The organism is Desulfotalea psychrophila LSv54 (assembly GCF_000025945.1).
GTDB classification, from domain to species: domain Bacteria; phylum Desulfobacterota; class Desulfobulbia; order Desulfobulbales; family Desulfocapsaceae; genus Desulfotalea; species Desulfotalea psychrophila.
Genome location: NC_006138.1, coordinates 1795310 through 1808724, shown reverse-complemented (window position 1 = coordinate 1808724; position 13415 = coordinate 1795310). Strand labels below are relative to the sequence as shown.

Here is a 13415-nt window from a genome sequence, read left to right as displayed (position 1 = left end):
CTACAGCTATTCCGCACCGATGATGCACGAGTAAAACTGAACCGACTCTACCCAAAAATTTAAGAATTATGATGTACTATCCTCTTATCTGCGCCATGATCGCCTCCACCTTAGCAGGATCCTTTATCCCGGGCGAGATCTCCACCCCTGAGTTAAGGTCAACGGCATAGGGCACCACTTGGGCAATGGCCGCAGCAATATTTCCCGCATCCAGGCCACCGGCAAGAATAAGGGGCCTTGCCAGCCGGAGCCCCTCTATTAAGCCCCAGTCAAAGACCTTGCCTGTACCTCCAGCCATACCCTGCCTGTAGGTGTCGAGCAGATAGGCATCGACCAGGGATTCATAGGGCTGAATATCCCCTGCCTCGCTACTCTCTGACACCCGAAACGCCTTAATAATACCTGCACAAAAGTTCTCATCCGTCCGCAGTTGCCGACAATAGTCCGGATTTTCTGTTCCGTGTAACTGCACATAGGAGAGAGAGCAGAGCCGGGCTATGGCAACCACCCTCTGCACATCCTCGTCAACAAAAACACCGACCCGATCAACAAAGGGAGGTAGCCGAGCTATTATTTCCCGGGCAACATACGGATCGATATAACGTTTACTGCCAGGGGCAAAGATGAAGCCCAGGGCATCAGCCCCGGCAGCCACGGCAGCCAAGGCTCCTTCAACAGAGGTGGTGCCACAAAATTTTACTCGGATTCTGGCCTGCATCCTTTCGCCCATCACGGTCTCCAGAGCTCTGCCAGAACATCGCCGGCACTGCCCATCCGCATCAGGGTTTCACCGATGAGGGCGGCACAGACACCTGCCTCTGCAAGCCTGCGCAGATCGGCAGCCTCCTTAAGACCGGATTCACTGACCAGAGGAATTTCTATCGGCACCATTTTCCGAATACGGAAGGTCGTCTCAACATCAACACTAAAATCTTTTAAATTTCTGTTATTTACCCCAAGAAGATTACAACCGGAGGCAAGGGCCTTCTCCGTTTCCTCCTCGTCGTGCACCTCCACCAGAGAGTCCATACCAAGCTCCTCGGCATAGCATCTATAATCACGCAGCTGAGCCTCATCGAGGATGGCAGCAATGAGAAGGATGGCATCGGCTCCGTAGAGCGAGGCCTCTTTTAGCTGCAACTCGTCTATAATAAAATCTTTTCTCAAGACAGGCAGGCCCACAGCCTCACGTACCTGCAGCAGATAACGGAGATCACCCTGAAAAAAATCACGATCCGTCAGCACAGAGATTGCCTGAACACCACAACGTTCATAATTTTTAGCGATAGCCACCGGATCAAAATCCTCACAGATAAGCCCCTTTGAAGGCGAGGCCTTTTTCGCCTCGGCAATAATAGAGAGCCCCTGATGGCTGAGCAGGCTCTGCCGAAATCCCCGGGGAGGGGCCGGCCTCTTTTCTGCAAATTCCTCGGGCAGAGATATCCCATCCCGCCTGAGCTGGGCCACCTCCTCGTGCTTTCTTGCCACAATTCTATCCAGTATATCCGACATATCTTCTTTCCTCTAGTGAGCTTCTCTACTCAATAGGTGCTTTAAAAAAATTTGGCTTTTCAATAAAAATCAGGTAAGCCCCGACTCCGAGGCGCCTGAAAAAAAATTACCTGAAAGCGACCAACTGCCCCAGCTTCTTAAGAGCAGCTCCCGATTCAACAACATCCCGGGCCATAACAACGCCCTCGACAATAGTTTCCACCCTGCCTGCGGCAAGCAAGGCCGCACCGGCATTGAGAAGCACCATATCAAGACGTGCACCCTTCTCCCCGGCAAGGACAGCGCGGACCTGTTGAGCCGACTCCTCAGGGGTCCGGCCACCGCTGATATCGGCCACAGCAGCGCGGGCCAGACCAACATCCTCGGGCTCAACGGCATAGCTTGTCACTCTGCCATCGTGGGCATCGGCAATATAGGAGGTGCCGGTAACCGTCATCTCGTCCATATTACCCTCACCCCAGACCACCAAGCTCCGCCTTTCACCAAGACGCAGAAGCACCTCGGCCAAAACCGTGGTCAGGCTCCGCTCAAAAACGCCAATCAACTGAACATTGGCCCCGGCTGGATTAGTCAGGGGGCCAAGAATATTAAAGATGGTACGAATACCCATTTCACGACGTGGGACAATGGCATGCTTCATCGCCGCATGTAGCAGGGGGGCAAAGAGAAAACCTATCCCTATCTCCTGCACAGAACGAGCAACCGTTGCGGGATCGAGAGAGAGATCAACGCCGAGGGCCTCAAGGACATCGGCACTCCCACATCTGGAGGAGACGGCTCGGTTACCATGTTTGGCAACGGCTACTCCCGCCGCCGCCACCACAAAGGAGGTGGTGGTGGAGACATTAAAGGTATCGGCACCATCACCGCCGGTACCGACAATATCCATCAAGATATCATCGGGGCCCAAACCGCAATCAATAAAGGTAGCCTTATCCCGCATGACCCGAACAGCGCCAACAATCTCCTCCACCGCCTCGCCCTTCATCCGCAGAGCGGTAATAAAAGAGGCAATCTGAGCAGGGCTCGCCTGCCCGGACATCACCTCCTCCATACTTGCCATCATTTCGCTCTCGCTCAAATCAGCACCTGTCACCACCCGGGCAATTGCCTGTCGTATATTCATATTATTTTTCCCAAGAGTTACAGCCACAGGTTATCTCTCCTGCGGATAGTTTTTCTCATAATCAGCTGACATAAAATTAGCCAGCAACTGAACACCGGCAGGGGTCATAATAGACTCGGGATGAAACTGCACCCCCTCTATCTTATAGTCCCGATGACGCATAGCCATCAACTCACCCTGATCACTACGACAGCTAATCTCCAAACAATCCGGCAGTCCCCTCTCTTCAACAAGCAGGGAGTGGTAACGCATCCCAGCAAAGGGACTGGCAAGGCCTACAAAAATACCCCTGCCATCATGGCTCATGGGGGAGGTCTTCCCGTGCATCAAACGCTCTGCCCGAACAACCCGACCGCCAAAGGCCTCGGCAATAGACTGATGACCAAGACAGACTCCAAGAATAGGGATCTTACCGGCAAAATGCCTGATTGCCGCAACGGAAATCCCCGCCTTATCTGGAGAACATGGTCCCGGCGAAATAAGCAGACGATCGGGCTTAAGAGCCTCAATTTCCGCCACGGTGATCTGGTCATTACGATAGACCCTAATATCCTCCTGACGGCCCTCAGCCAGGCTATTGGCGGCAATGGTCTGGACAATATTATAGGTAAATGAATCGTAGTTATCGATGACAACAAGCATAGGCCTCTCCTTTTTTTTCGCTGGGCACAAGGCTAGAAGCCCTCTTCAACAAGCTCAATGGCCCGACGCAGGGCCATGGATTTATTAATCGTCTCTTCATACTCCAACTCCGGCACAGAATCGGCAACAATACCCGCCCCCGCCTGAATCCACAGCACCCCACCATGCAGGACAAAGGTGCGAATGGTAATACAAAAATCCATATTACCGGAAAAGCCAAAATAACCGACGGAACCTGCATAGGCGCCCCGTTTTTCCGACTCCAGCTCATCTATAATCTCCATTGCCCTGATCTTAGGGGCACCGGAAACGGTGCCGGCAGGAAAGCAGGCGGAGAGCAGGTCAAACTGATCCTTATCCTCGGCAATTTTTCCCTGAACACTGGAGACAAGATGCATCACATGGCTATAGCGCTCCACCAGCAATAGGTCATCAACAGAAACAGTACCGGCTTTGGCAATACGGCCCAGATCATTACGGCCCAGATCCACCAACATCAGATGCTCCGCCCTCTCCTTAGGATCGGCTAGAAGTTCCCGCTCAAGGGCCTGATCCTCCGTAACCGTCCCGCCACGTTTTCGGGTACCGGCAATGGGGCGAAGATCGACGGTCTGCCCATGTTTTTTCACCAAAATTTCCGGGGAGGAACCTATCTGGACAACATCTCCGAGCTGAAGATAAAAGAGATAGGGGCTGGGATTGATATGGCGTAGAGCGCGATAGAGCACCAGGGGATCGATAACAGTATGCGTTTCAAAACGTTGTGAAAGAACTATCTGAATAATATCACCTGAGTAAATATATTCCTTTGCTCTCTCAACCATCTGACAAAACGCATCCCTGCTCACATTAGACTGAAACTCATGGGGCTGACAGCCTGTGTCCGTTGCCGCAAAAAAATCAGCGGGCACAGAGCCTTGAATTTTCCCTGCTATCTCTTCCAGATCCTGACAGGCCTGCTCATATTTTTCTCCTGCCCGACCGGAGTCATCCACCACAACCCAGGAGACAATGGTCACCGTCTGGCGAAGGCTATCATGGGCCAGAACAATACGGGGCACCATAAGCGACGAATCTGGGGTTGCCACCGCCTCCCTCTCATCGGGAAGATTCTCCATAAAGCGCACCATCTCATAGCCCATAAAGCCAACGGCACCGCCACTAAAGGGAGGAAGCCCGACAGGAGATGCTGCCTGAAGAGAGTGAAGCATATGCTTAATGGCCATGAGCGGATTTCCAGAACTGGTGAGAGGAATGGCATCACCGCTACGATGATCAACAATAGAGATATCCTCCCCCTTCGACTGAAAGGTCATCAGGGGATCATAACCGATAAAAGAATAACGCCCCCACTTCTCCCCGCCCTCCATACTCTCAAAGAGAAAGAGATGGTCTTGCTCCCCAACAACCTTGGCAAAAAGGGTTAGGGGAGTATCCAAATCAGCCACCACCTCACAGCATACCGGCAACAACTTCGATGTGGCCAGCAAATCCTTAAAGCCCGTATAATCGGGAAAAAACGTTCTCATAATCCTGCCCTTCTCTACTCTGTTTTTTATGAATAGCGCCTCACAACCACTTACCTACTCTCAACAGTATACGCTGTAGGAAAAATAAAGCTACAAAAAACGTTTCTACATGTAGAAACATGCAGGGCATAAAAAAAGGGACACAGACCAAATGGCCTGTGTCCCCTTCTTACAACAAAGCTACACGTGCTGACTAAGCAGCAACGAGGGCATTCACACGCTTGGTTAAGCGAGAGATCTTGCGTGAAGCAGTCTTCTTGTGAATAACTCCCTTGCTTGCGGTCTTAGCAATACGAGAGATAGCGCCTCTGAGAGCCTCAGCGGTGTCAGCTTCAACACCAGCTTCCAGAGCCTCATCAAGTTTACGAACACTATTTTTCATAGCAGTTCTGGTGCTTTTGTTACGCAAACGAGCGACTTGATTCTGACGGTTTCTTTTCTCAGCTGATTTATGATTAGCCACGAATTAACTCCTTTTGTTTTTACTCACCAATGCGACTGGTAAAACAATAATAAATTCATTTAACTGTCTCGACCAGAGAGTGCGGACAGTGGATTTCTACGAAAGAGTGCTCCTTATAATATGCGCGGTTCTGAAAGTCAATAAAACTTTCGTTTTACCAAGCAAGACTCCTCAGATATCACAGATTACAGGCTCTTTCTACCTCTTTTATTCTAACAACATACTATTGCAATTCGCCCAAATAATTAAAGGTCGGCAATTTGCTACCTCTGCCACCGGCAAGACGACCAGCCAACTCCTCCACCTCCTTGGAGCCCCTGCCTGAACCACAAAGATCCATCACCACATAGTTCACGCCCAACTCCTTTAAATCGCGCATATAAGGAATAAGCGAGAATGGTCTGGTTGGATAGGTCTGGGTAAATCCATCACGCTTTCGTATGACAAAACCTTCGTTCTTGGGACTCAACACCTCTCGATCAAAATTAAAATGAGAAGAGGCAAGGCGCGAAGTATAGAGTGGCGGAGCACCATAAACAGTAAGACCAATAGGAATCTTAGGCACCTCAGCACCAAGCTTATGGGCAGAAGTAAGCTCACGATAACTGGCAAGACTATTATACAGGTTTTCCCTATCTGTTTCGATGGAAAATTGCACCGACTCAAAGCCTATCTGCGAGGCCAGCATAAGAGATTGAGTATTGAGCAAATTCAAGGTGTAATCTCCATAGAGATGCACCTTTTCCCGGCCAAAAAATTCCAGTTGACTCATATTGGAAATCTGAAAGCTTCTATAACCAGAGGAAATCAATAGCTGAATATTCTTACGCATTCTGCCCAGATCATTTTCCATAACAACAGGAGGAAGCGCCCAGATAACCTGACGAGACCGCGTCCCTAAATACTTCTTTATCTGAGAGGCCTGACGCACCATGGCCTTATCGAGAGAGAGCAAAAATCGATCGGGGGTAAACGGTAGAGGACTGAGCACTGTTTTTGCTGAGTCAAGACGGAGCCACCACTCAAAGGGAAGCTTGAGCTGCTTGTGCAAATTAGTCTCCTGCACGGCCCGCTTACTACGACTTACCCTTGACTGCTTAAAAGACCTTTTAGTCAGCTTCAGAGTAGAGGGTCGCGACAGATCATCCTCTGCCAAAACGGGAATGGGCTCTATTTCAGCCAAAGAGTCACTACGGGCATCGAAGATAAGAGAACGCCTCTTGGCAAAAATGGTCTCAATTTCCTCTTTCTTAGAGCCAAGAGGCAAGGTTTTTGCCACCTCAATGGTAGATTTAGCATCAACCTTATAGACATCGCAGCTACCGACACGGTGCTTGAGCAAATCTACGGGTAGGTTAATTTTAACACTCTCACCGGCAAGGCCCCTTGCAACCGACTTATTCCTCTCACCAAAAAGTTCCTTAAGGGAAAAGGCAATGCGCTCGCCACCCGGCTCAATATGGAGACGGAGACGATCGCCCAGACCCACATTTTCCTTAAGACGAAAACGGGCACTGGGAGCTTTCTCTCCGCCATCAATTTTGGTAAAACGGCCAAGATGCAGGCCCATATTTCCGGAGTGCAGATGGCTTATGGCCTCGGCAGGCTGGGGTGATAAAAAATATCCGGGACTTATCTTACGGCTCATGGCCTGTTCTGCAAGTTTCTGGGCCTCGGGCAGTACCGTCTCTACATTTTCCGGAGTTGCATCCATCATCAGACGATAGGCACGGACGATGTGTTCAACATAGTGGGCAGAACGCAAACGACCTTCAATCTTAAGTGAGGCAATGCCCATATCACGCAGGGCAGGGACAACCTCAAGACCGGAGAGATCGTTCATGGAAAAGAGATACTCTGACCTACTTGATCCACCACGTCCCGCAACATTTTGCTTCTGACCACCACGTCCCTTGAGTCCCTTAGGACCACGACTACCCTTACCATCAAGAGCAACGGCCTTCTGGCTTCCTAAGCGATAACCTCGACGACAGGGTTGAACACAACGACCACGAAGACCTGACTTACCGCCAAGATAGGAGGAAAAAAGACAGAGTCCGGAATAGGAAAAACACATGGCGCCATGAATAAAGACCTCAAGTTCAGCCTTCCCTCTTTTTTGAGCAATGGTCTCAATCTCTTTCAGGGTAAGCTCACGAGCAAGCACAACCCGGTCACAACCCAGACGTTCCATAAAACGAACGGAGTCCGAATTATGGGCAGTGGTGAGGGTAGAACCGTGGATATGAATCTTGGGAAAATAATCACGAATAAGACGGACAACGCCCATATCCTGCACAATCAAACCATCCGGTTTCAGGGCTTCAAGAATAGCCAAGCTATCAATAACAGTATCAAGCTCCTTTTCAAGGACCAGGCTATTTGCAGCAACATACAGTTTTTTATCCCGGTCATGACAGTATTCAATCATTGCCGCGATCTCTTCTAAACTGACATCCCGTGCCAAGGTCCTGGCATTAAGACCAGGGGCCCCGACATAAACCGCATCGGCACCACTCTCGAGGGCTACGTGAAAATTTTGGATATTGCCAACAGGCGCAAGAAGCTCCATGATTTATCTCTATTCCTATTCGCCAGAGGCGTACATATTATATAAATGTTTTTTTAAACGAAAATAGCACGACATACACTATAGTACATGTCGTGCTATTGATAAGTGGTTCCTGGAAAAAAAATGCAATTAACTTTCCACCACCACCTCAATACAGTTGTTCTCCCCATCCACAACCACCTCGATACGCTCCTGAGGCAGTATCTCCGTAGCCATTCCCACATAGTCGGGAGAGATGGGTAACTCGCGTTCACCCCGATCAATAAGGGTCGCCAACTGCAGACTTGCCGGTCTGCCGTAATCAAAAATAGCATCCATCCCCGCCCGGACAGTCCTGCCAGAGAAGATCACATCATCGACAAGAATAATAGTAGTACCATCAACCTCAAAGGGCAGATTGGTGGTCTTAACCACGGGATTTTGACTGACAAGACTCCAGTCATCACGATACAGATTAATATCGAGACTACCAAAGGGAATCTTACGGCCAAGTTTTTCGGAGAGCAGGGCATGAATACGGCGACCGAGGTGGACACCACAGGTATGAATCCCAATAACAGCAAGATGCTCTCTGTTTTTGTTTTTTTCCAGAATTTGCAAAGAGATACGCTCAAGAGCCATATCAATATCCTGGGCCTGCATCAAAATTCGCTTCTGCTCTCTCATTTTCCGCTCCTCTTCCAGAAAAAGTCGATACCAAGCTCATCTACCCGGTTAATAGCCTCGGGAAAGGCCTCACACTCCGCGTCAAAAACCCTGGAGGCAATATCACTGGGCTCATCATCATAATCAAGGGCCACGGACTTTTGCAAAATAATGGGGCCCTCGTCATAGACCTCATTGGCAAAGTGGACGGTACAACCACTGACGGTACAGCCCTTGGCCTTCACTGCCCGGTGTACCCGACTCCCATAAAAGCCATCTCCGCAAAAGGCCGGTATAAGGCTTGGATGAATATTCAACACTGCCCGCTGAAGACGGGCAGGCGGCGTATATAATTTCAAATACCCCGCAAGACAGATAATATCAACATCAAAATTGGCAATAATTTGATTAATGGCCTCGTTATTTACGCCATAATAGGCGGGATAACCATAATTTTCTGCCTTGGTCAAACCAAGAGCGTCCTGGACATTAGAAATCACCACCTCAATACTGGCCGACAGAGAACCTTCCTCTATACGCTCATGGAAATTATCAAGGGTACGACCACTACCAGAAAGAAGAACCGCCATTTTCAACATTGCCTACTCCCCATCAAAAAAGCTATTGGTTTCAACATCTACCTTATCGAGCCAGGCTGAAATTGCCGTATCATAGGTGGAGGTAAGCTTAAAGACCTTAGCAGCAAGGCGGAAACGAGTTTTCAGAGTGGTATTACCTGTGGCCTTAATCTCAGCAATTACCTGCGGATAATCTGCCGGGTCAACAATGACGGTGACATCATTAAAGTTTTTAGCCGCTGCCCGCAACATGGTTGGGCCGCCAATATCAATATTTTCAATGGCATCGGCAAGACTACAATCCGGATCTGCCACGGTCTCTGCAAAGGCATAGAGATTTACTGCAATCAAATCGATGTTCTGCAGGTCATGATCAGCACATTGTCGACGGTGCTCCTCATTGTCACGCTGATTTAAAATACCACCGTGCACCTTGGGATGGAGGGTCTTTACCCGACCATCAAGCATTTCAGGAAAACCTGTGAATTCAGAAACATCCCTTACATCAAGACCGGCATCACGCAATTTTTTTGCAGTTCCACCGGTGGAGAGTAAATCAACACCAAGCTCAGCCAACTCAGTTGCAAAGCCTTCTATACCAGCTTTATCGGTAAGACTAATAAGTGCCCTTTCTATTTTCTTCACAGTATACTCCTTGTAGATATATTGGTGGGTTCACCAGGTAAAAACCACCTGAAATCGGTGGGAGAAAATATTATAAAGTAGTGCCTCTAACTTTTGCGAACAAACTCTTTTATCTTACGTCGATCTCGTTTGCTTGGTTTTTTCGCAGGAGGACTGTGGCTAACATTGAGGGCTCTACGCAACTCACGATTCTCCTCCCTTTTGATTCTGCTTGCCTCACTTTCCTCATAGAGTAGTTGGGCCTCAACCGCCGGTCTGCGCTGTTGATTAAGAGCAAGAATAGTGACCTCAAACTCAACCACTCCCCGGGTGATGGTAAGCACCATCCCCACCCCAACGGGACGAGATGCCTTGACCCGATTGCCACCCAGATGAACCTTGCCACCATTTACTGCCGCGGAGGCAAGAGAACGTGTTTTGAAAAAACGGGCCGCCCACAGCCATTTATCTACTCTTATCCTTGCCTCTTCGCTGGTCATAGATTACCTATCTCGTCGTTTTTACGGGGACATAAACACCGCCCGTCCCTCTATCCGGCCAGGCAGAAAAATGTAGGTTAATCCCGCTCATAGAAGCGGGAAAAATACACTGAAATAACAATAAACGCTTGAAAAATTTTCTCTATTGCAAAATCAAGCGAAAATGCCCTTGAGAAAGACTCAACAAACAGGGTAGTATGCCTCTTCCCCCTTCACAAAAAAAAACAAAACCAGGAGAAAAGACAGAGAGGCACAAGCCTCCCTGAGCGCCTTCCTCCACAGCCAAGAGAGCCACAATGCTTGTCCGAGACCTGCTAGAGCACTATTCACCAACATTCAGCTTTGAGTTTTTTCCCCCAAAAAACAAAGAGGGAGAGGAACGTCTCCTACAAACCCTGAAACAGCTCATCCCCCTGGCCCCATCCTATATCAGCATAACCTACGGGGCAGGAGGCTCTACCCGGGAGAAGACCCATGACCTCGTTCTTCGCATAAGAAGAGAGACAAATCTCACCGTGGTCTCCCATCTCACCTGCGTAGGTTCCAGCAGGGCAGAGATACTGCGCATCCTCAAACGCTATGACGAGGCGGGAATCCACAACATCCTGGCCCTGAAGGGTGATCCACCAGCACCTACAGATGATGCGGCTGAAACGGTGGATGATTTCCTCTATGCGGCCGATCTTGTCGGTTTTATAAAGAGACACTTCCCGCATATGTGTGTCGGAGTAGCAGGTTTTCCGGAAGGCCATCCCGAAACCCCAAATCGACTACAAGAAATTGAGCATCTACGCCAAAAAGTCGAGCAGGGTGCTGACTATATTGTCACCCAACTCTTCTATGATAATCATGACTTCTATGATTTTTCAGAGAGATGCCTACAGGCAGGAATCACCGTACCCATTGTGGCAGGCATCATGCCCGTCGCCAGCAAAAAGGGGCTGATTCGGACCGCAGAGCTTGCTGCAGGGGCAAGAATCCCGGCAAAACTGTTAAAAATAGTCCAACGGGCAGAAAATGATACAATGGTACGCAAGGTTGGTATACACTGGGCGACAGAACAGGTACGAGATCTGATAGACCAACACGTGCGTGGTATACAGTTCTTCACCCTTAATACCTCGACCGCCACCCGGGAAATATATGACTCTCTGGGGGTAAGCAACTCTCAACAGCTTCAGGGATAACGGCTCTGCACAGAGTTATTATCTGCAAATACTTTCAGAACAGAAAATACAATGTCTAAAAAACAGAGCACAATATGTCAAAAGGTAGGTATTGCCGACCTGGAAATTCCCATCATCCTCGGGCAAAAAGATGGCAAGCTCCAGCATAGCATCGCCAGCTGTAAGATCACCGCAACTATAAAAGAGACGCTTAAGGGAGATATTTCGGGGGAAGTTCAGCGCCTCCTGCCATCCTTCACTAAAGAGATAGAGCCAAAGAGCTGGCACAGACTTCTGGAAGAGTTCAAGGAAAATATCGGGGTTGAAAAAATTACCCTGAGCCTCTCCTGCCCCTTCTTTGTCAGCAAAAAGGCACCGGTAAGCGAGCTTCGCGGCCTGATGGAATACAACTGCACCTTTTCTGCCAGCACAGGGGAGTCGGGCATTACCACCAGCCTCTATGTACCTGTCACCACCCTTTGTCCATGCTCCAAAGAGATCAGCGATGGCGGCGCCCACAACCAACGGGCCGAGGCTATTTTCAGGGTAGAGATGAAGGAACATCTCTGGCTGGAAGATCTTATTCAGCTTGTTGAAGAATCAGCCTCCTGCCAGGTCTACTCTGTCCTCAAACGACCCGATGAAAAATATGTCACCGAAAAGGCCTTCGACAACCCCATGTTCGTCGAAGATGTGGTACGAAAGATTGCCGTCAGGGCAGGAGAGCATCCACTGATCCACGCATTCTCGATCAGCGTAGAGAGCTTCGAATCAATCCATAAACATAATGCCTATGCCTATGTAAACAGTGAAGACCTGAACCTGTAAACGAAAGGGTCGGGAGCCAGGCTCCCGACCCTTTGGCAAGACTAAAGGCTGGCCGCATAGGCATTATAGCCACGGACAAAACGGCCAATACCCTCACGAATAGAAGCCTCATTCACACAGGAAAAACTTAACCTGAACGACCTGGTGGGATTATTATTGGTATAAAAAGGCTCTCCCGGCACAAAAACAACCTTTTCCGCCAAGCAGTAATCAAAAAGGGCCATGGACTCCATCCCCTCCGGCAACTCGCCCCAGAGAAACATACCACCGTCCGGTTTGGTAAAGTGCACCTCAGCGGGAAAGCACTCGGCAAGTACCTGCTCCATCATCAGGCAGTTTTTCCCATAAAGCTTAACAATTTTTTCAATATGCTTATCCAGATCATTATCCTCAAGATACTGGGCCAGAATCATCTGGGTAAAATTTGAGGTATGCAGGTCTGCAGCCTGCTTAGCAATAAGCAACTTCTCCTGCAGAACAGGCGGAGCCACAACCCAACCAATACGGAATCCCGGAGTAACACTCTTAGAAAATGTCCCCATTAACACGGTCTGTTCGGGCAGAAATTGGTAAAAAGAGGGGGCACGCTCTCCGCGAAAACGTAACTCTCCGTAGGGACTATCCTCGACAATAAGAAAGTTATTCTTTCTGGCAAGATCTGCAACCTCCCTAACCACAGACTCTGTATAGGAGAGTCCGGACGGGTTCTGAAAGGTGGGGACACAGTAAAACATCTTGGCCGCCCCCTCCGCAAGTCTCGCCGCCATGGCCCGGGTATCAACACCATCACCAGCCAGAGGGACGGGGACAAATTGAGGCTGAAAGAGAGAGAGAGACTGGATGGCGCCAAGATAACCAGGCTCCTCAATAAGCACCCTGTCACCCTCATCCAAGAGAGATTTACCAAGCAGATCCAGAGCCTGCTGAGAACCACAGGTAATAAGAATATTCTCCACAGGAATTTGAAAGCCATGGGTATGCAGATAGCGGGCGGCAACCTGCTCACGAAGAGCCAGGACGCCCTCGGAATTGCTATACTGCAGGGCAGCTGCACCCTTTTCGGCAAAGACCTTGGCTGTTGCCGCCTCTAACTCTTTCAGGGGAAAGAGAGCAGGGTTAGGAATACCCCCGGCAAAAGAAATAATTTCCGGATCAAGGGAAACTTTTAATATCTCACGAATGAAAGAACGGGGAACTTTTTTAATCCGAGCAGAGAATAACGACTCCATT

Annotated in this window: 13 protein-coding genes and 1 pseudogene; 2 read left to right on the top strand and 12 right to left on the bottom strand. The window is 49.3% G+C overall.

Features of this window, described 5'->3' with window-relative positions; all coding sequences use genetic code 11:
* Nucleotides 1-76: 76 nt before the first annotated feature.
* The 11 genes and pseudogenes from DP_RS08235 to DP_RS08185 form a co-directional block, all read right to left on the bottom strand.
* Nucleotides 77-730 (bottom strand): phosphoribosylanthranilate isomerase, encoded by a 654-nt coding sequence (locus DP_RS08235; RefSeq protein WP_041277794.1) that lies wholly within the window; start codon nucleotides 728-730, stop codon nucleotides 77-79.
* Nucleotides 730-1512 carry an indole-3-glycerol phosphate synthase TrpC gene (gene trpC / locus DP_RS08230; protein ID WP_011188863.1) on the bottom strand — a complete coding sequence of 261 codons (783 nt, stop codon included), beginning with the start codon at nucleotides 1510-1512 and terminating at the stop codon, nucleotides 730-732. Before trpC ends, DP_RS08235 begins: the two co-directional genes overlap by 1 nt.
* A 106-nt stretch (nucleotides 1513-1618) precedes the next feature.
* A complete protein-coding gene (gene trpD / locus DP_RS08225) occupies nucleotides 1619-2638 on the bottom strand; it encodes an anthranilate phosphoribosyltransferase (protein ID WP_041278539.1) in 1020 nt (339 codons plus the stop codon).
* Between the two features lie 30 nt (nucleotides 2639-2668).
* The gene (locus DP_RS08220) at nucleotides 2669-3280 is read right to left on the bottom strand and encodes an anthranilate synthase component II (RefSeq protein WP_041277793.1); all 612 of its coding nucleotides are present in this window, start codon (nucleotides 3278-3280) and stop codon (nucleotides 2669-2671) included.
* A 32-nt stretch (nucleotides 3281-3312) separates the two neighbouring features.
* Nucleotides 3313-4809 (bottom strand): anthranilate synthase component I, encoded by a 1497-nt coding sequence (gene trpE / locus DP_RS08215; RefSeq protein ID WP_011188860.1) that lies wholly within the window; start codon nucleotides 4807-4809, stop codon nucleotides 3313-3315.
* Nucleotides 4810-5002: 193 nt separating this feature from the next.
* Complete coding sequence (rpsT, locus tag DP_RS08210; RefSeq protein ID WP_011188859.1) at nucleotides 5003-5272, bottom strand: 30S ribosomal protein S20; 270 nt, start codon at nucleotides 5270-5272, stop codon at nucleotides 5003-5005.
* Between the two features lie 223 nt (nucleotides 5273-5495).
* Nucleotides 5496-7844, bottom strand: a complete 2349-nt coding sequence (locus tag DP_RS16790) for a peptidase U32 family protein (protein ID WP_011188858.1) — start codon at nucleotides 7842-7844, stop codon at nucleotides 5496-5498.
* A gap of 129 nt (nucleotides 7845-7973) precedes the next feature.
* Complete coding sequence (pyrR, locus tag DP_RS08200) at nucleotides 7974-8510, bottom strand: bifunctional pyr operon transcriptional regulator/uracil phosphoribosyltransferase PyrR (protein ID WP_011188857.1); 537 nt, start codon at nucleotides 8508-8510, stop codon at nucleotides 7974-7976.
* Complete coding sequence (locus tag DP_RS08195; protein WP_011188856.1) at nucleotides 8507-9088, bottom strand: formyltransferase family protein; 582 nt, start codon at nucleotides 9086-9088, stop codon at nucleotides 8507-8509. Before DP_RS08195 ends, pyrR begins: the two co-directional genes overlap by 4 nt.
* A gap of 48 nt (nucleotides 9089-9136) precedes the next feature.
* Nucleotides 9137-9712, bottom strand: a pseudogene (locus DP_RS08190) (IMP cyclohydrolase); the annotation flags it as partial.
* Between the two features lie 86 nt (nucleotides 9713-9798).
* Complete coding sequence (locus tag DP_RS08185) at nucleotides 9799-10191, bottom strand: RNA-binding S4 domain-containing protein (protein ID WP_011188854.1); 393 nt, start codon at nucleotides 10189-10191, stop codon at nucleotides 9799-9801.
* A gap of 296 nt (nucleotides 10192-10487) precedes the next feature.
* On the opposite strand from DP_RS08185, the gene metF reads away from it, so the two are divergent.
* Both metF and folE2 read left to right on the top strand, forming a co-directional pair.
* Entirely contained in the window at nucleotides 10488-11378 is an 891-nt protein-coding gene (metF, locus tag DP_RS08180) for a methylenetetrahydrofolate reductase [NAD(P)H] (protein ID WP_011188853.1), read from the top strand.
* Between the two features lie 51 nt (nucleotides 11379-11429).
* Nucleotides 11430-12185, top strand: coding sequence for a GTP cyclohydrolase FolE2 (gene folE2 / locus DP_RS08175; protein WP_011188852.1), 756 nt, complete (start codon nucleotides 11430-11432; stop codon nucleotides 12183-12185).
* A 41-nt stretch (nucleotides 12186-12226) separates the two neighbouring features.
* Here folE2 and DP_RS08170 read toward each other — a convergent pair whose 3' ends face one another.
* Nucleotides 12227-13414, bottom strand: coding sequence for an aminotransferase-like domain-containing protein (locus DP_RS08170; protein WP_011188851.1), 1188 nt, complete (start codon nucleotides 13412-13414; stop codon nucleotides 12227-12229).
* Between the last annotated feature and the right edge of the window lies 1 nt (nucleotide 13415).